The sequence below is a fragment of the Pseudomonas sp. DC3200b2 genome, assembly GCF_049895785.1.
GTDB classification, from domain to species: Bacteria; Pseudomonadota; Gammaproteobacteria; order Pseudomonadales; family Pseudomonadaceae; genus Aquipseudomonas; species Aquipseudomonas massiliensis.
On record NZ_JAFCTA010000002.1, the window covers coordinates 308671 to 325209 of the forward strand.

A 16539-nucleotide genomic window follows, 5' to 3' on the forward strand; every position below is an offset into this window, starting at 1 on the left:
CACCCGGGAAGATGTCTAGACGCTATCATGCACGTCCGTGCGCAGAAACGAAACGGCCCGCGTGAACGGGCCGAATCGGGGCGAGCATCAATCCTGGCGGCTGGTGACTTCCAGCAGGTGATAGCCGAATTGCGTCTTGACCGGGCCTTGCACGGTATTCACCGGGGCGCTGAATACCACCTGGTCGAATTCCTTGACCATCTGGCCCGGACCGAAGGAGCCCAGGTCGCCGCCCTGACGACTGGAAGGACAGCTTGAGTTGGCTTTGGCAATCTCGGCGAAGTCGGCGCCGCCCTCGATCTGGGCCTTGAGTTCGTTACATTTCTCCTCGCTGGATACCAGGATGTGGCGTGCGGTGGCTTTGGCCATGGGGGTGTCTCCTCATTGATTGAACGGAACAGCCTAACGCGCGACGGGCGAACAGGCCAGCGCCTCGCGCTGGTTTCCCATCAGAGCTCAGAGCGATGCCAGGCTCGAGCGCAGCAGGGCCTCGGTCGATTCCCAACCCAGGCAGGCGTCGGTAATGGAGACGCCGTAGCGCAGCCGCGGCCCGGTGGGCTGAGCCCCTTCGAACAGATGGCTTTCCAGCATGACCCCTACCAGGTCTCGGTTTCCCTCGCCGCGCTGGCGAAGCACCTCGTTCATCACCTGGGGCTGGCGCAGCGGATCCTTGTCACTGTTGGCATGGCTGCAGTCTACGATCAAGCGGGTATTGAGCCCGGCCTTGCTCAGCTGGGCCCGGGCACTGGAAAGGTGCGCTTCGCTGTAGTTGGGGCCACCATGGCCACCACGTAGCACCAGGTGGCAGTGGGGGTTACCTTCACTGCGCAGCAAGGCCGGGTGGCCATGGGTATCCAGGCCAAGGTAGCGGTGCGGATGGGCCGCGCTGCGAATGGCATCGCAAGCCACGCCGAGGGAGCCGTCCGTGCCGTTCTTGAACCCTACCGGCAGGGCCAGGCCACTGGCCATTTCCCGATGCACCTGGGATTCTGTGGTCCGCGCGCCCACGGCAGCCCAGGCAAGCAAGTCGTCGAAATAGGCGCTGGCCATGGGCTGGAGCAATTCGCCGGCCAATGGCAGCCCCAGGGACATTAGCCCCAGCATCAACTCCCTGGACAAGGCCAGGCCTAATAGCAGATCGTCGCTGCCATCGAGGTGGGGGTCGTAGAGCAGGCCCTTCCAGCCGATGGTAGTGCGAGGCTTTTCCACATAGGCGCGCATAACGATCAGCATCTTGTCTTCGCAGGCAACGGCCAGGCGGGCGAGGTGACTGCCGTACTCCAGGGCAGCCTTGGGGTCATGCAGGGAACAAGGCCCGGCGATGACCAGCAGGCGGTCGTCGCGGCCGCTCAGGATGGCCTCGACCTGCTGACGCTGTAGCGCAACCTGGGCGGCGAGCCCGGCAGAGCAGGGAAGGGCCTGGCGAAGCGCGTAGGCAGTGGGCAGGCGCTGGCCGATGCTTTCCTGGGGGGCGGCTGCCGGAAGGTGGCGGACAGCGCTGGAGGTGGGGTCGAGTCGGGTAACCAGGGTATTCATGGGCGATCCTTATCGCCCGCTGCGTTCAGGCACGCAAGCGGGAGGGTAGTGGTGTTCGTGAGCGCGATGAGCCGCGGACAGGGGCTTCGCCACCCAGGACAGGCCGTTCGGAGGTGGCGTGTTGCACCGAGCGGGGCGCGCTAAATCGCCAGGCGTAGGTATAAAAGGTGCGGTAGGTGGTGTAGGTCATGGCAGAAGCTCCAGTCGTTAGGTGCAAGAAAAACGAAACCCCTGGTCGGGTGGCCGACCAGGGGTTTCGAAAAACGGCGGCAGGCGACCCGGTGGATGGGCGCCTGAATGGGACACTCAGACGCGCCAGTGGCTAAACCAATAGCCAAAATAAGCGCGTGCATAAGCCGGAATCACGCCCGCTACCGAGCCGGCCGACAGCGATGCGACGGCAGCGAGCGTGGTAAAGATGCGAAGAGCCAGGGCCATGCTAGTGTCTCCCAGTGAGCGCTAGAGCTTACGTGAGGCATTGGCGGGTCGCAATCCCCGCTTTGCGCACCCGATTGAGGTCCGTATGACGAGGAATGCAGTGGACGACGTCATCTTCACGCCGGCCAGCGATGCCGACTTGCCCTTTGCGAGGAACCTGGCCCGCAAGACCATGGTGCCTTACTACACGCGTCATGGCCTGCTCTGGCAAGACGCCGATTTCGATGCCGGCTGGAGCTGGCGGGAGAACCATTTGCTGCGGGTCCTGGACGAGGCGGTAGGCTTTGTGAGCCTGAGCGCGGACGCCCGCGCGCTGTATATCCGCGAATTGCATCTGGTGGAACAGGCCCGCGGGCGGGGCATAGGGGCCACGGTACTGGACCATGCCCTGGCCATTGCGGCGCAACGACGCCTGTTGAGGTTGCGATTGATGGTCTTCAAGGACAACCCTGCACAGCGATTGTATAAGCGCAAGGGCCTTGCAGTGGTTGGAGAGGATTTGTGCTTTTGGCGAATGGAGCGCGCCGTGCCGGGGCTGGAACGCCAGGGCAGCGAATTGCTATAAGGCGCATACAAAACTTTTCATGTACAAGTTTTCGCGGTCTGTACAATCTCGCTCCAGCGCCGGGAGCTTGGTCTAGGCTTGTACTGACCGGTGGCCACGGGGATGCGTTCAGTCCGGTACTCTTTGGCCGATAACCTTGCATAAGGTTCGTATTGGTTCAGGTTCCTGATTCAGGACGTCCATCCTTGAATTGTCCAGGTATCGACACGATGCCCGGCGGTGCTGGCTCCGAGTTGAGCTCTGCCTTTCCTATCAGATTCGTTGGTAAGCTTATGTTGACAGGTACCTATTCACCGGCGCTGGTGCTCGCCTCCTTCCTGGTAGCCATGCTGGCCTCCTATACAGCGCTCGACCTGGCCGGCCGGATCGCCAGTGCCACGGGGCGCTCGGCCTACCTGTGGATGCTGGGCGGCTCGTTGGCGATGGGCGTTGGTATCTGGTCCATGCATTTCATCGGCATGCTTGCGTTCAGCTTGCCCATCGAGCTCGGCTATGACCTGGGCATTACGGTGCTTTCGTTGCTCATCGCCGTAGGCAGTTCAGGTTTCGCACTCTGGCTGGTCGGCCAACCGAGCCTGCCGTGGCCGCGCCTGGCCTGTGGCGCGCTCATCCTGGGGGCCGGTGTAGCGGCCATGCATTACACCGGCATGGCCGCCATGCGCATGATGCCAGGCATCGTCTACGACCCTGCCTTGTTCATCCTTTCCCTGATGATCGCGATAGGGGCTTCCGCGGCCGCGCTCATCATCGCGTACCGCTTGCGCAGGCATACCCCATACGTACGCGTGGCGCGTGCCGGGGCGGCCGTGATCATGGGGCTTGCCATCGTCGGCATGCACTATACCGGCATGGCGGCCGCGCGCTTTCCCGATGGAAGCTACTGTGGCGCCCTCGACGGTGCCGGCCTGACCGGCGACGGCCTGGTCTACCTGGTCATAGTGACTACCCTCAGCGTACTTGCCATCGCCTTGCTGACTTCAGTTCTGGACGCACGCCTGGAGGAGCGCACCGCCGACCTGGCCAGCTCTCTGACCGCGGCCAACAGGAAACTTACCCGGCTGGCCCTGCATGACTCCCTGACCGGCTTGCCCAATCGCATGCTTCTGGGTGACCGAATCACTCAAGCCATGCAGCGGGCGACAGAGAGTGAAAGCTGCTTCGCCTTGATGTTCATCGACCTGGACAGCTTCAAGCCCATCAACGACGCTTTTGGTCATCACGTTGGGGACCAGTTGCTGCTGGCGGTGGCCCAGCGCTTGAGCGAAGGGTTGGGCGCCGAGCACACCCTGGCGCGCATTGGGGGGGATGAATTCGTCCTGCTGGTGCCCCTGCGCCGGCCCGATGATGCAGTGTCGGTGGCAGCGCACCAGGTGGCCCTGCTGGCCCGGCCTTTCTCGGTCGCCGAGCAGGAGCTGCAGGTCTCGGCCAGTGTCGGCGTAGTCCTCTATCCAGGCTGCGGCAGTGACCAGCACCAGCTGCTGATCAATGCCGACGCGGCCATGTACCATGCCAAGAGCAGTGGCAAGAACGGTTACAGCTTCTTCGACGCGTCCATGAACAGCAATGCCCGCAAGCAACTGCAGTTGATCCAGGACCTGCGCCTGGCTGAGCAGCGTGGCGAGTTCCGCCTCTTCTACCAGCCGAAGATCGACGCGTCGACCGGCCAGCCTGTCGGCGCCGAAGCGTTGCTGCGATGGCAGCACCCCCAAATGGGCCTCCTGGGTCCGGATAAATTCATCGAGCTGGCGGAAAAGACCGGTCTGATCATCGCCATCGGCGACTGGGTACTGAACGAAGCCTGCCGGCAGATGGCCCAGTGGGTCGCGGCCGGCTACGGCCATTGGCGGGTCGCGGTCAACCTGTCCGCCCTGCAATTCTGTCACGGCGGTCTGGTGCAGAGCGTGGCCGATGCATTGGCCCGCAATCACCTGCGCGCCGACAACCTGACGCTCGAAATCACTGAAAGTACCGCCATGAATGACGCCGACGCCAGCATGAGCGTGCTTCAACGGCTGGCCGACATGCAGGTGGATATTTCCATCGATGACTTCGGCACCGGTTATTCCAGCCTGATGTACCTCAAGCGCCTGCCGGCCAACGAGCTGAAGATCGATCGTGGCTTCGTTCGTGACCTGGAGCAGGATAGCGACGATGCAGCCATCGTGTCGGCCATCGTAGCCCTTGGACAGGCTTTGGGCCTGCGCATCGTGGCCGAGGGCGTGGAAACCGATAACCAGCAAGCCTTTCTTACCCGGCTGGGCTGTGACTCATTGCAGGGCTACCTGCTCGGGCGTCCGCAACCGGCGGAGCGATTCATGGCGGAAATCGTGGGCAAGCAGGCAGTGGCTTCAGTGCCGGAACATTGAAAACCTGTCGAAACGGATGGCTATCCGAGGTAGGTTCGCCTGGATGAAAAAAGCCCGGGCATCGAGCCCGGGCTTCCTGGTTCAGGCACTCATATCCGCGCTTGCGGCGCTGCCTGCGAGCGCATGGCGTCATAGTCGCGCTTTTCTACCGGAGTAGCGTCGCGCTTGCCCAGATCCTCCATGGGAATCCGGTAGGTTTCCTTCGCGGTGAACGCGGCCAGCGCGGCGATGGCGGTCACTGCCAAGGCAATGCAGCCTACGGTCAGGGGCACGTTTTCGGAGCCTGGCGGGGCGACGGCAGCGAACAACGCGGGTAGTAGGGCGGTGATCATGGTACCGATGTTCTGGGAAATGGCCATGGCCGATACCCGGTAGCGGGTCTGGAACAGCTCCGGATAGAAGCTTGGGAATACCGCGTTGTACCCCTGATACACCACCCCCCACATCAGCAGCGACATCACGAAGGCCAAGGGGACGTTGTGAGCACTGATGGCATAGAGATAAGCGAAGGACAGCAGGCCTGAGCCCAAGGCACCACCAATGATCATGGGTCGACGGCCGACTTTGTCGGACCAGTTGCCCACGAAGGGGATCACCATTACCGCAACCAGGTTACCCACCACTGGAATCCAGAGGTAGACGCTTTTCTCGAAGCCGATTCCATATGCCGGTTGCACCGCATAGGCTGCGCCGAACACGGTGGCAACCACCGGGATCACGTTCATCAGGGCCATGCAGGTCACCAGCCCCATGTTCTGCCAGTTCTTCTGGAAGGCTTCCTTGACCGGCGCGCGGGTGACCGCGCCCTTGGCCTCAGCCTGGGAGAAGGCAGGCGTTTCGTGTACTTCGCGGCGAATGATGACTCCGGCGATCAGCACCACCGCGCTGAGCAGGAAGGGAATACGCCAGCCCCAGGTATTGAACGCTTCTTCGGGCATGAAGTAGGACAACGGCAGGAAAATCGCGGCGGCGAAGATCTGCCCGGCCTGTACCCCCTGCAGCGTATAGCTCGCGTAATAGCCGCGGCGCCCGAAGGGTGCGTGTTCCATGATCATCGAGCTGGCGCCGGAGATCTCGCCGGCGACGGCAAAGCCCTGGATCAGCCGCAAGACCACCAGCAGCGCGGGGGCCAGCATGCCCACTTGATGGTACGTAGGCAGCAAGCCTACCGCCATGGTAGCGAACCCCATAAGGAACATGCACATCAGCAGTACGTTCTTGCGCCCGCGAGTATCGCCAAGGTGACCCAGTACGAAGGCGCCGATCGGCCTGGCTACATAGCCGACGCCATAGGTTGCCAATGACGCCACTATCGCGATCTTGGGATCCGTAGAAGGGAAAAACAGTTGAGGGAAAATCAGCGCAGCGGCTTGAGCGTAGATGAAGAAATCGTAGTACTCCAGCGCGGAGCCGACCCAACCGCTCGCGGTGGCCTTCTTCGTCTGGTTCGAGCCTTTGGCATGGATGTCATGGCTAGCCATGTTTGTCTCCGTTGTTTTTATTATCAAGCGCGTGGCCGTTGTCATGCCTGGAGGCAAAACTAACCGGGTGGTACATGAATATCAGCCGCTTGGAGGGGCGTCAACCACGCCCGGGGGAGGCGCCTGAAATGCGTTCGATTAACGAACGAGGTATTCTGCCTAAGCCTTGAGCATAAGCCTAGAGTGAGAATCAATCTCAGGAAGAAATTCTGGAAGGAAACCTCATTGGCGGGTGCGGTGATCCCTGGCGCCAGCGGTGATAAGGCGCTCCGCCTGTTCCAGGATGACCCTTGCCCTAAGCCCTCCCAGTTCAGCATAAATACCCTTGCTGTCTTCGGTTATCGAGACTTCCTTGGCTTCGTCCGGTCCTGGCAGCTCTGGCATTTGCAGGCGAACCACCCCTTGCTCCTCGAACATTACAATAGCCACTGGCACCTCGGCACTTTGCGGTTGCGCTTGAGTCGAACGCTGATAAAGGTCATTGGAGTACCTATGGACGGCGGTTGGGGGCAGGTGTGGGAAGCCCTGCGAAGTGAGTTCGCGGACATCACGGATGTCGAGCAGCTGACTCGGGTCACGGTGCGCTTGCTGATCGCTGCCTTGCTCGGCGGTATCCTGGGTTTCGAACGGGAGCAGAACGGCAAGGCCGCTGGCGTGCGCACCCACATGCTGGTGTCCATCGGCGCCGCGCTTTTCGTGCTGGTGCCCCACATGGCCGGATCCCAGGCCGATGCCATGAGCCGGGTAGTGCAGGGCATAGTGGCCGGTATCGGTTTCCTGGGTGCCGGTACCATCCTCAAGGGCAACAGCACGGATGCCCACCACGTCAAGGGCTTGACCACGGCTGCCGGCCTCTGGATGACGGCGGCCATCGGGATCACCGCGGGCATGGGCCGCGAGGCCACCGCTGTGCTGAGCACGCTGCTGGCCTGGGCGGTGTTGGCCCTTGGGCCTCGGCTGGTGGAGCGGGCCGAGCGCAAATCGGCGGAGCCGTAAGCCGAGCCATGCGTCAAGCCATGGGGCTTCATGGAAGTATCTTGACTGTCCGTACCGCCCGTGTTTCATAGGGGACACTCACGATTTCCTTCCCCGCCAGGTCCGGATGGGTGGCGATCAGCTCGCGCACCTCGCCCATGATTTCGCTCTTGCGCGCCTCCGGCGCCGCTGCAATGAAGCTGATCGACTGGACCCGCCTGATGATGACGTCTTCAGGCGTGCCGGTGTGCACGTGCTTCCAGGTTTCTTCCTTGAAGGGGGCATATCCCTTGGCCAAACGCTTGTCCAGCGGCTCGCGCCATTTGAAGTCGTAGTAACGGGGATGATCCCCACTGTGGCGATTGACGATCTCAGCCAGGGCCTTGACCCAGCCGACAGTGGTGTCCCGAACGTTCCAGAACAGACCCAGGTGGCCGCCAGGTTGCAGCACACGATGGATCTGCTCCATGGTGGCATCACTGGCGAACAGGTGGAAAGACTGCGCGCACACGACCGCCTTGACGCTTTGCGGGTCCAGCGGAATGGCTTCGGCGACGCCTTGGTAATGGGTGATTCCAGGCACATTGCGCACCAGGCGCTCAGCCATGGTGGGCTCGGGCTCCACGGCATAGACCTTGGCCCCCAGGTCTACCAGCAGGCGAGTGAACTTGCCCGTGCCGGCGCCCAGGTCGAGCACCGGTGTGCCGTTCCTGATCTGCATTTCGGAAGTGAGCCATTTTTCGATCTCCGGCGGGTAACCCGGCCGCCCACGGTCATAGTTTTCCGACACCAGGCCGAAGCCCGGAAACCTTGGCAAGTGGAGTTTTTCGGCAAGGCTCATGAACGTTTCCTCTGCAACAGGGCGCGAACAGCCGGGGAGGTCCGGCGCAAATGGCTGGATGCCTATGAAAGCGTAGCGCACCTGGCAGAAGCTGCTCCGCCGTCGAGCGGGCCTGGGCACCTAGGAGCGCAGGTTCTGTTCGGTCAGGCGCTGTACCGCCAGCCGGCGGTAATCACTGGGCGTCATGCCCTTGAGCTGTTGGAAACGGCGATTGAAATTGGAGATGTTGTTAAAGCCAGATTCGAAGCACACCTGGGTGACGGGCTTATTGCCATCGGCCAGCAGTTCGCAGGATTTGCTGATGCGAAGCCTGTTCACGAATTCCACGAAGCTTCTTCCGGTGGACTGTTTGAACACGCGAGAGAAGTAGGTCGGTTTCATGTGCAGGTGCTGGGCAACTTCCTCCAGAGAGAGGTCCCGCCCATAGTGGGCAAAGATATAGTCCACCGCTCTGTTGGTGCGATCCACGTTTGTTTCGTCGGCCAGGTCGGCCGCGCTGCTGGCCGAAAGAAGGCAATAGTCATCGCTGGTCGCCAAGGCTTCCATCAGAATCAGGAAATACCCCAGCCGAGTCGCACCGCGGTGATGGGCGATGAGGCCCATCAGCCGGGTCGCTTCGCTGATCAGAGCGCGTGAACGGAATTCGATGCCATAGCGGGCGCGCTCCAGCAGGGGCAGCACGGACCTCAGTTCGGCGAACACCGACGGCGTGCTTTCAAAGAGGGCATCGCTGAAGTTGACCAGCATGTCTCGTTGGGGAAAACCCTCGCAGCCTTCGACCTGGCTGATCCAGTTGTGCGGCAGGTTGGGCCCCGTCAAGAAGAGACTGCCGGGGTTGAAGTTGCCGATGTAATCACCGATGAACACCTTGCCTGAACTGGCAGTGATCAGATGGAGTTCATATTCCTTATGAAAATGCCAGCGGACCAGCGGGCATGGAAAGCCATGCTGGCGATAGATGATGGACAGGCCTTCATGGTCATCCATCAGTTCGTAGGAGGGTTCGCTGATGCGCGCTGGACGGTTCATGCGGCCGCCGGGTCCTGGGCTGAGCTCACATGATCGCGGAGACGGCCCTGCCTTTCAATCGGTTTGGCGACACGTCCCCGCGCCTGGCTGGCGCCTTGCCCGGACGTATCCTGCCCGCGGGCTTACAGAGCAACCCCTGGCAGCCCCAGCATCGCATGCACACGGTCACGCAAGGCGTCGAGGGTGAATGGCTTGCTCAGCAGTTCGGCGCCCTCCGGCAGTTCCAGGGTATCACCGTAGCCACTGGCCATTAGCACCGCAACCTCAGGGCGCACGCTCCGGGCATGATTGACCAGGTCCACGCCGCTGCGGCCCTGGCGGTCACCCAGGTTCATGTCCGTGATCAACAAGGCGATGTCGGCGCGTTCCTCGATGAACCTTGCGGCCGCGTCCCAGCTTTCAGCTTCACATACCTTGAAATTCAGCTCTTCGAGAATGTCCACCAGCAACATTCGAACGATGTCATCGTCCTCGACCACAAGAATGGTGGGGGTATCGACTACAGGCATGCACAGATTCCATAAATAGATGAACTCGACCACCGGCACGGGCTTTCTAGGGCGGCGCGTCATCAGGTGAGCGAAGATTTTCGACGGGCAGGTGGAACGTCCACGCCAAGCGGGTATCCTACGTCAATTTCGTCGTTCCACTAAATACTTTCCGAGCACCGGTCGGGAAGGGAAGGGGGCGCGAATTGTCGGCAGACCCGCCGTTGTCCTCCAGCCAGGCCAGGGAAATGACCAAACCGTTCTCACTTGATGAATCCGCCTTTCGCAAGATCCTCATGCGCAACGTCTCGCTTCCACTGGGAGTGGGTGTCGTCAGCGTCTTGGTGTTCGCCGGGTTGCTCAGCTACCTAATGTCCGTGATCGGCTGGGTCGACCACACCGACCGGGTGATCAATAACGCCAACGAGGCCGTGAAGCTCTCGATCGACATGGAAACCGGGGTGCGTGGATTCCTCCTGACCGGAGATGAGCGCTTCCTGGATCCCTACGAAGTGGCCAAGCCGCGGATCGATTCCGAACTCGACGCGCTCAAGGACTTGGTGTCGGACAATCCCCAGCAAGTGGACCGTTTGACACGCCTGGGCTCTCTGCAGCACGCCTGGAATGACTTCGGCGCCGAGATGATCATGCTTCGTCGCAATGGCCAGGACTTTCGCGCGGCGGTGCAGGCGGGGCGAGGCAAGCGCCTGACCGACGAGATACGCACGGAATTCGAAGCCTTCGTAGCGATGGAACAGCAACTGCGCATCCAGCGGAGCGAAGAGGTCACTCGCACCACCTGGATCGCTGTCAGCATTTATCTTCTGTTCATCATCGGGCTAAGCAGCCTGCTGGCGTACCGCGGGCGTCGTGATCTGCTCAACCTGTCTGATCAGTACGGCGACATCCTCGAGGCGCAGAATCAAAGCGCTGAGCGTCTGGAAGCCCAGGCTTGGCTGCGTACCGGACAAACCCAGCTGGCCGAGCAGGTTTTGGGGCAATTGACCGTGCAGGCGCTGGGCAACAACGTGCTGCGGTTCTTTTCCCAGTACCTGGGCGCGGTGGTGGGTGCGCTCTATGTGCGCGATGAGCAAAGCAACTTGCGACGGGTCGCTACCTATGGCTTCTCACGTGAGCAGGAGGGCAGGGATCACGTCATTCGTGGCGCCGAGGGTATCGTCGGGCAAGTGTCCCAGCAGGCCCGCCTGCACCGGCTGGACGATGTGCCCGCCGATTACTTCAAGGTCAGCTCCGGCCTGGGCGAGGGGCTGCCGCGCAGTGTCGTTGTGGCGCCCGCACTCAATGATGGCCAGGTCAATGCCGTGCTGGAACTTGGCTTCCTGCGCCCGCTGGGCGAGCGCGACATCGCCTTCCTTGAGCTCATTTCGGGCAACATCGGTACCTCGTTGGAGGCCGCCCGTTATCGCCAACGGCTGCAGGAAGTGCTGGCCGAAACCCAACAGCTCAACGAAGAGCTGCAGGTGCAGCAGGAAGAGCTGAAAACCGCCAACGAAGAGCTGGAAGAACAGTCGCGGGTACTCAAGGAATCCCAGGCATACCTCGAGACTCAGCAAGCAGAGCTGGAACAGACCAACGAACAGTTGGCCGAGCGCACCGAAGCCCTGGCCAGCCAGCGAGACGCCCTGGAGCAGGCGCAGGTTCAGCTCGAGGAGCGGGCCGACGAGTTGCAGCGTTCGAGCCGCTACAAGTCCGAGTTCCTGGCCAACATGTCTCATGAGCTGCGGACGCCCCTCAACAGTTCGTTGATCCTGGCCAAGTTGTTGGCTGAAAACCCGGAAGGCAACCTGTCGGCGGACCAGGTGAAGTTCGCCGAGTCCATCTACTCGGCGGGTAACGACCTGCTCAACCTCATCAATGACATCCTTGATATTTCCAAGGTTGAAGCGGGCAAGCTGGACGTGCGACCGGAAACCACCAGCGTGCAACGGCTGGCAGACAGCCTGCGGGTGATGTTCCAGCCGCTGGCGGCGAACAAGGGGCTGGACTTCCAGGTGCGCGTGGACGAGCAAGCCCCGGTTTCGCTGTTCACCGACCGGCAGCGTGTGGAGCAGATCGTCAAGAACCTGCTGTCCAATGCCCTGAAGTTCACCGAGCGTGGCCAGGTCGGTCTCACGGTCAGCCGCGCGGGCGAGCATGCTATCGCGTTCAGTGTGAAGGACTCAGGTATCGGTATCGCACCGGACCAGCAGCAGATCATCTTCGAGGCCTTCCGCCAGGCCGACGGCACAACCAGTCGCCGCTATGGCGGAACCGGCCTAGGACTCTCCATTTCCCGGGATCTGGCCGCCTTGCTGGGTGGCAGCATCAGTGTCAGTTCCGCGCTGGGCCAGGGCAGCACCTTTACCCTGGTGCTGCCAGAGCATTACGAGCCAGGCGCCCTTCCTACGCAAGGCGAGCCGAGGATCGTCGCTCACACGGCTCCCGAAGTCCTCGTGGCCCCCGTGGCGGCGGCTGCGCCCGTGGCGGTGCAGTCGCCAGCGCGCTTGCCCAGTTTCCCGGACGACCGGGAGCAGGGGGCCTCGGACAAACGTTGCATTCTGGTCATCGAAGACGAGCCCAGCTTTGCGCGCATCCTTTATGACCTGGCCCATGAACTGAACTATCGCTGCCTGGTCGCCCATGGCGCTGACGAAGGCTTCGACCTGGCCGAGCAGTTCCTTCCCGATGCCATCCTGCTGGACATGCGCCTTCCCGATCACTCAGGCCTCACCGTGCTACAGCGGCTCAAGGAGCAAGCGGCCACCCGGCATATCCCGGTGCACGTCATTTCCGTGGAAGATCGCGTTGAAGCGGCCATGCACATGGGTGCGGTCGGATATGCGGTCAAGCCCACCTCGCGGGAAGAACTCAAGTCGGTTTTCGCCAGGCTCGAGGCCAAGCTGACCCAGAAACTCAAGCATATCCTTCTGGTGGAAGACGACGACCTCCAGCGTGACAGCATCGCCCGCCTTATCGGCGATGACGATATCGAGATCACTGCGGTGGGATACGCCCAGGAAGCGCTGGATCTGCTCCGGGAGAACATCTACGACTGCATGATCATCGACCTCAAGCTTCCTGACATGCTCGGTAACGATTTGCTGAAACGGATGTCTACGGAGGAGATCCGGTCGTTCCCGCCTGTGATCGTGTATACCGGGCGCAACCTGACCCGGGAAGAAGAAGCCGAACTGCTCAAGTACTCACGCTCGATCATCATCAAGGGCGCTCGCTCTCCGGAGCGCCTGCTCGATGAGGTGACGCTGTTCCTTCACAAGGTGGAATCGCAGTTGTCCCACGAGCGGCAGAAGATGCTGAAGACGGCACGCAGCCGCGACAAGGTCTTCGAGGGGCGCAAGATCCTCGTGGTCGACGACGATGTGCGCAACATCTTCGCCCTGACCAGCGCGCTGGAGCATAAGGGCGCGGTGGTGGAGATCGCTCGAAATGGCCGTGAGGCCATCGAGCGGTTGAACGAGGTCCAGGAGATCGACCTGGTGCTGATGGATGTGATGATGCCGGAGATGGACGGCTTCGAGGCGACCCGTGAGATCCGCAAGGATCCGCGCTGGCGCAAGCTTCCAATCATCGCGGTCACGGCCAAGGCGATGAAGGACGATCAGGAGCGCTGCCTGAATGCAGGGGCGAACGATTACCTGGCCAAGCCCATCGAACTGGACCGGCTGTTCTCTTTGATACGGGTGTGGTTGCCACAATTGGAGCGGATTTGAGTGTGCAAGACTTACCGGCTCGCTTCGCGAGTGCGTTACCCATGAGCCCCGAGCGGACCCTGGATATTGAAATCCAGCTGTTGGTCGAGGCGATCTACCTGAAGTACAGCTACGACTTTCGCGACTATTCCGGCGCGTCCATCAAGCGCCGGGTGCTGCACGCGTTGCGCCAGTTCGACTGCCGGACCATTTCGGCGCTGCAGGAGCGTGTCCTCTACGATCCGGCGGCCTTCACCGAACTCTTGCAGTACCTGACGATACCGGTGAGCGAAATGTTCCGAGACCCTGAGCATTTCCTCGCGGTGCGTCGCGACGTAGTGCCGCTGCTCAAGACCTATCCGTCGCTCAAGTTGTGGGTGGCGGGCTGCAGCACTGGAGAGGAGGTGTACTCCCTGGCCATCCTGCTGCGCGAGGAGGGCCTGTTGGAGCGTACGCTCATCTACGCCACGGATATCAATCCCACCTCGCTGGAGCGCGCCAAGCAAGGGATCTATCCCTTGGAGGCGATCCGTACCTATACGGAAAGCTACCACCGCGCCGGAGGCCAACGCAGTTTTTCCGATTACTACACAGCGGCCTACGACCACGCCATACTCGACAGCAGCCTGCGTGACAACGTGACCTTCGCAGACCATAGCCTGGCGACGGACAGCGTGTTTTCCGAGACTCATATGATTACCTGCCGTAACGTGCTGATCTATTTCAACAAGCCGTTGCAGGACCGAGCGTTCGGGCTGTTTCACGAATCGCTCTGCCACCGGGGTTTCCTTATGCTCGGGGCGAAGGAAAGTCTGGATTTTTCCAGCTATAACGGACGCTTCGAGGTTCATTCGCGGCAAGAACGCATCTACCGGAAAACATGAAGAGGCGCTATCGATGAGGCAAGCGTGCGAAGCGGTGGTGCTAGGCGCATCCGCTGGTGGCGTTGAAGCGCTGCTGACCGTGTTCGGTTACTTGCCGCAGGGCTTCGGCCTGCCGCTGATCGCCGTGCTGCATCTCCCGGAGCGGCGCCCCAGCGAGCTGTCGCTCGTGCTCGAGCGCAGGCTCGGCCGCCCGGTGCGTGAAGCCCAGGACAAGGCCAGCATAGAACTGGGAATCATCTATGTCGCCAGCCCTAGCTATCACCTGTCCATCGAGCGCGATCATTCCTTTTTCCTGAGCCAGGAACCCCCGGTGAACTTCTCCCGACCGTCCATCGACCTGTTGTTCGAGTCTGCCGCCGATGCCTACGGACCAAGCCTGACTGGCGTTCTGATGACTGGCGCCAGCCAGGACGGCGCCGCCGGCCTGCTCGCAATCCAGCAGGCAGGCGGTCGTACCCTGGTACAAGACCCTCGCGAAGCGAGGGTTGCCACCATGCCCGAGTCCGCGCTTGCCAGGATGCAGCCGGATCACATTCTTACCTTGCACGGTATCGGTACCTTCATTGCCGATCTGGAAACAGGCTCATGCTAAGTTCAACACCTGCCAAGCTTCTGATCGTCGATGACCTCCCGGAGAACCTGCTGGCATTGGAGGCCTTGATCAGTCGCGAGGATCGCCAGGTCTATCAGGCACTCAGCGCTGACGAAGCCTTGTCCCTGTTGCTGCAACACGAGTTTGCCCTGGCCATTCTGGATGTGCAGATGCCGGGCATGAATGGTTTCGAGCTCGCCGAGCTCATGCGCAGCACGGAAAAGACCAAGCACATCCCCATCGTGTTCGTCTCGGCCGCCGGGCGTGAGCTCAACTACGCCTTCAAAGGCTACGAGACCGGCGCCGTGGACTTCCTGCAAAAGCCGCTCGACACCCTCGCGGTAAAGAGCAAGGTCAATGTGTTCGTTGACCTATATCGGCAGCGCAAAACGCTCAACGAACAGCTCGAAGCGCTGGAACGCAGCCGCCAGCAGCAGGAAGTTCTCTTGTGTCAGTTGCAGGCAACGCAACTGGAGCTGGAGCACGCCGTGCGCATGCGCGATGATTTCATGTCCGTGGTCAGCCATGAGGTACGCACCCCGCTCAATGGCCTGCATCTGGAGACCCAACTGCGCAAGATGCATGTGGCCAAGGGGAACGCCAGCGCTTTCACCCTGGACAAGATGCGTGGCATGGTCGAGCGGGACGAGCGTCAGATCCAGAGCCTGATCCGCCTGATCGAGGACATGCTCGATGTGTCGCGCATACGCACCGGCAAGCTGTCCATTCGCCCGGCGCCGTTCGATCTCTCCCTGTTGGTGGGCAATGTGGTGGATCGCTTCATGCCCCAGGCCAACGCCGCCGGCATGACCATCGACTATCAGTGCCCTGGTCCGGTGAACGGGGTCTGGGACGAGTTTCGTATCGAGCAGGTGGTGGCGAACCTGCTGACCAACGCACTGCGCTACGGCGGCCAGGGTGTGGTCAATGTCTGGGTAGAGGGCGACGCGGGATGGGCTAGGGTTCACGTTCGGGATCATGGGGTAGGCATCAGCGAGCAAGACCAGCGGCGCATCTTCCAGCAGTTCGAGCGCGCTTCGAGCCGCCAGGGTATCGCCGGGCTCGGTCTAGGGCTGTTCATTTCCGAGCAGATCGTGACGGCTCATGGCGGCCATATCGGCGTGCGCAGCACCCTTGGGCAAGGCGCGACCTTCAGCGTGAGCCTGCCCCTGGAGGCGTCCGTCGAGGTTGACGCAACCTCTTCGAATGCCCAAGGTCACATGGGCAGCCCGACCAACAAGATATAGGCATTGCAATGAGTGGAGACGCGCAAGACGTGGTATTGATCGTTGAGGATGAGGCCGTGATACGGCAGATCCTGAACGATTACTTGCGAGGCGAGGGTTATCACGTGCTGGAGGCGGAGAATGGCTCCCAGGCGTTCGAAATCCTCGCGACCAAGCCGCACCTGGATTTGATGATCACGGACTTTCGTTTGCCCGGTGGCATTTCAGGGGTCGATGTGGCCGAGCCCGCCGTGAAACTGCGCCCGGAGCTGAAGGTGATCTTCATCAGCGGTTATCCGAGGGAAATCAGCGACAGCCCCCATCCTATCGCCCGCCGCGCGCCCATCCTGGCCAAGCCCTTCGCGCTGGATGCGCTGCACGCGGTGATCCGTCAGGAACTGGCCTGAA

Annotated in this window: 17 protein-coding genes; 8 read left to right on the forward strand and 9 right to left on the reverse strand. The window is 61.4% G+C overall.

Going from position 1 to position 16539, the window contains the following annotated elements; all coding sequences use genetic code 11:
- Window positions 1-87: 87 nt before the first annotated feature.
- From ACP691_RS07155 to ACP691_RS07170, 4 genes are all read right to left on the reverse strand, one after another.
- Complete coding sequence (locus tag ACP691_RS07155; RefSeq protein ID WP_040262918.1) at window positions 88-369, reverse strand: peptidylprolyl isomerase; 282 nt, start codon at window positions 367-369, stop codon at window positions 88-90.
- A gap of 87 nt (window positions 370-456) precedes the next feature.
- The gene (locus tag ACP691_RS07160; RefSeq protein ID WP_426198949.1) at window positions 457-1536 is read right to left on the reverse strand and encodes a 3-deoxy-7-phosphoheptulonate synthase; all 1080 of its coding nucleotides are present in this window, start codon (window positions 1534-1536) and stop codon (window positions 457-459) included.
- Window positions 1537-1561: 25 nt separating this feature from the next.
- Window positions 1562-1726, reverse strand: coding sequence for a hypothetical protein (locus ACP691_RS07165; RefSeq protein WP_426198951.1), 165 nt, complete (start codon window positions 1724-1726; stop codon window positions 1562-1564).
- A 116-nt stretch (window positions 1727-1842) separates the two neighbouring features.
- Window positions 1843-1974 (reverse strand): hypothetical protein, encoded by a 132-nt coding sequence (locus ACP691_RS07170; RefSeq protein WP_426198953.1) that lies wholly within the window; start codon window positions 1972-1974, stop codon window positions 1843-1845.
- Between the two features lie 85 nt (window positions 1975-2059).
- On the opposite strand from ACP691_RS07170, the gene ACP691_RS07175 reads away from it, so the two are divergent.
- On the forward strand, window positions 2060-2539 hold the full coding sequence (locus tag ACP691_RS07175; protein WP_426198955.1) for a GNAT family N-acetyltransferase: 480 nt from the start codon (window positions 2060-2062) through the stop codon (window positions 2537-2539).
- Window positions 2540-2811: 272 nt separating this feature from the next.
- Window positions 2812-4905: a putative bifunctional diguanylate cyclase/phosphodiesterase gene (locus tag ACP691_RS07180; RefSeq protein ID WP_426198957.1), complete on the forward strand. Its 2094-nt coding sequence runs from the start codon at window positions 2812-2814 to the stop codon at window positions 4903-4905.
- An 89-nt stretch (window positions 4906-4994) separates the two neighbouring features.
- Here the strand turns inward: ACP691_RS07180 and ACP691_RS07185 are convergent, their stop codons facing one another.
- Together ACP691_RS07185 and ACP691_RS07190 are read right to left on the reverse strand one after the other, a co-directional pair.
- Window positions 4995-6386 (reverse strand): MFS transporter, encoded by a 1392-nt coding sequence (locus tag ACP691_RS07185; RefSeq protein WP_426198959.1) that lies wholly within the window; start codon window positions 6384-6386, stop codon window positions 4995-4997.
- Window positions 6387-6608: 222 nt separating this feature from the next.
- Window positions 6609-6815: a hypothetical protein gene (locus ACP691_RS07190; protein ID WP_426198961.1), complete on the reverse strand. Its 207-nt coding sequence runs from the start codon at window positions 6813-6815 to the stop codon at window positions 6609-6611.
- Window positions 6816-6878: 63 nt separating this feature from the next.
- On the opposite strand from ACP691_RS07190, the gene ACP691_RS07195 reads away from it, so the two are divergent.
- Window positions 6879-7382, forward strand: a complete 504-nt coding sequence (locus ACP691_RS07195; protein ID WP_426198963.1) for an MgtC/SapB family protein — start codon at window positions 6879-6881, stop codon at window positions 7380-7382.
- Between the two features lie 28 nt (window positions 7383-7410).
- On the opposite strand, the gene ACP691_RS07200 is transcribed toward ACP691_RS07195, so the two are convergent.
- From ACP691_RS07200 to ACP691_RS07210, 3 genes are all read right to left on the reverse strand, one after another.
- Window positions 7411-8202: a class I SAM-dependent methyltransferase gene (locus ACP691_RS07200; RefSeq protein WP_426198965.1), complete on the reverse strand. Its 792-nt coding sequence runs from the start codon at window positions 8200-8202 to the stop codon at window positions 7411-7413.
- Between the two features lie 120 nt (window positions 8203-8322).
- A complete protein-coding gene (locus ACP691_RS07205; RefSeq protein ID WP_426198967.1) occupies window positions 8323-9231 on the reverse strand; it encodes a helix-turn-helix domain-containing protein in 909 nt (302 codons plus the stop codon).
- Between the two features lie 122 nt (window positions 9232-9353).
- Window positions 9354-9740, reverse strand: a complete 387-nt coding sequence (locus tag ACP691_RS07210; protein WP_426198969.1) for a response regulator — start codon at window positions 9738-9740, stop codon at window positions 9354-9356.
- Between the two features lie 227 nt (window positions 9741-9967).
- On the opposite strand from ACP691_RS07210, the gene ACP691_RS07215 reads away from it, so the two are divergent.
- From ACP691_RS07215 to ACP691_RS07235, 5 genes are read left to right on the forward strand one after another with little or no spacing between them, the layout of a single operon-like run.
- Window positions 9968-13450 carry a response regulator gene (locus tag ACP691_RS07215; protein ID WP_426198970.1) on the forward strand — a complete coding sequence of 1161 codons (3483 nt, stop codon included), beginning with the start codon at window positions 9968-9970 and terminating at the stop codon, window positions 13448-13450.
- 41 nt (window positions 13451-13491) lie between these two features.
- Window positions 13492-14313, forward strand: a complete 822-nt coding sequence (locus ACP691_RS07220) for a CheR family methyltransferase (RefSeq protein WP_426198972.1) — start codon at window positions 13492-13494, stop codon at window positions 14311-14313.
- Between the two features lie 13 nt (window positions 14314-14326).
- Window positions 14327-14905 carry a chemotaxis protein CheB gene (locus ACP691_RS07225; RefSeq protein ID WP_426198974.1) on the forward strand — a complete coding sequence of 193 codons (579 nt, stop codon included), beginning with the start codon at window positions 14327-14329 and terminating at the stop codon, window positions 14903-14905.
- Window positions 14899-16152 carry a hybrid sensor histidine kinase/response regulator gene (locus ACP691_RS07230; protein ID WP_426198976.1) on the forward strand — a complete coding sequence of 418 codons (1254 nt, stop codon included), beginning with the start codon at window positions 14899-14901 and terminating at the stop codon, window positions 16150-16152. Before ACP691_RS07225 ends, ACP691_RS07230 begins: the two co-directional genes overlap by 7 nt.
- An 8-nt stretch (window positions 16153-16160) precedes the next feature.
- Window positions 16161-16538: a response regulator gene (locus tag ACP691_RS07235; RefSeq protein WP_040262939.1), complete on the forward strand. Its 378-nt coding sequence runs from the start codon at window positions 16161-16163 to the stop codon at window positions 16536-16538.
- Window position 16539 lies beyond the last annotated feature (1 nt).

Excerpts from the sequence above, each read along its gene's own strand:
- ACP691_RS07155 (WP_040262918.1), bottom strand. The coding sequence starts at position 369 with ATGGCCAAAGCCACCGCACGCCACATCCTGGTATCCAGCGAGGAGAAA.
- ACP691_RS07160 (WP_426198949.1), bottom strand. The coding sequence starts at position 1,536 with ATGAATACCCTGGTTACCCGACTCGACCCCACCTCCAGCGCTGTCCGC.
- ACP691_RS07165 (WP_426198951.1), bottom strand. The coding sequence starts at position 1,726 with ATGACCTACACCACCTACCGCACCTTTTATACCTACGCCTGGCGATTT.
- ACP691_RS07170 (WP_426198953.1), bottom strand. The coding sequence starts at position 1,974 with ATGGCCCTGGCTCTTCGCATCTTTACCACGCTCGCTGCCGTCGCATCG.
- ACP691_RS07175 (WP_426198955.1), top strand. The coding sequence starts at position 2,060 with ATGACGAGGAATGCAGTGGACGACGTCATCTTCACGCCGGCCAGCGAT.
- ACP691_RS07180 (WP_426198957.1), top strand. The coding sequence starts at position 2,812 with ATGTTGACAGGTACCTATTCACCGGCGCTGGTGCTCGCCTCCTTCCTG.
- ACP691_RS07185 (WP_426198959.1), bottom strand. The coding sequence starts at position 6,386 with ATGGCTAGCCATGACATCCATGCCAAAGGCTCGAACCAGACGAAGAAG.
- ACP691_RS07195 (WP_426198963.1), top strand. The coding sequence starts at position 6,879 with ATGGACGGCGGTTGGGGGCAGGTGTGGGAAGCCCTGCGAAGTGAGTTC.
- ACP691_RS07200 (WP_426198965.1), bottom strand. The coding sequence starts at position 8,202 with ATGAGCCTTGCCGAAAAACTCCACTTGCCAAGGTTTCCGGGCTTCGGC.
- ACP691_RS07205 (WP_426198967.1), bottom strand. The coding sequence starts at position 9,231 with ATGAACCGTCCAGCGCGCATCAGCGAACCCTCCTACGAACTGATGGAT.
- ACP691_RS07210 (WP_426198969.1), bottom strand. The coding sequence starts at position 9,740 with ATGCCTGTAGTCGATACCCCCACCATTCTTGTGGTCGAGGACGATGAC.
- ACP691_RS07215 (WP_426198970.1), top strand. The coding sequence starts at position 9,968 with ATGACCAAACCGTTCTCACTTGATGAATCCGCCTTTCGCAAGATCCTC.
- ACP691_RS07220 (WP_426198972.1), top strand. The coding sequence starts at position 13,492 with ATGAGCCCCGAGCGGACCCTGGATATTGAAATCCAGCTGTTGGTCGAG.
- ACP691_RS07225 (WP_426198974.1), top strand. The coding sequence starts at position 14,327 with ATGAGGCAAGCGTGCGAAGCGGTGGTGCTAGGCGCATCCGCTGGTGGC.
- ACP691_RS07230 (WP_426198976.1), top strand. The coding sequence starts at position 14,899 with ATGCTAAGTTCAACACCTGCCAAGCTTCTGATCGTCGATGACCTCCCG.
- ACP691_RS07235 (WP_040262939.1), top strand. The coding sequence starts at position 16,161 with ATGAGTGGAGACGCGCAAGACGTGGTATTGATCGTTGAGGATGAGGCC.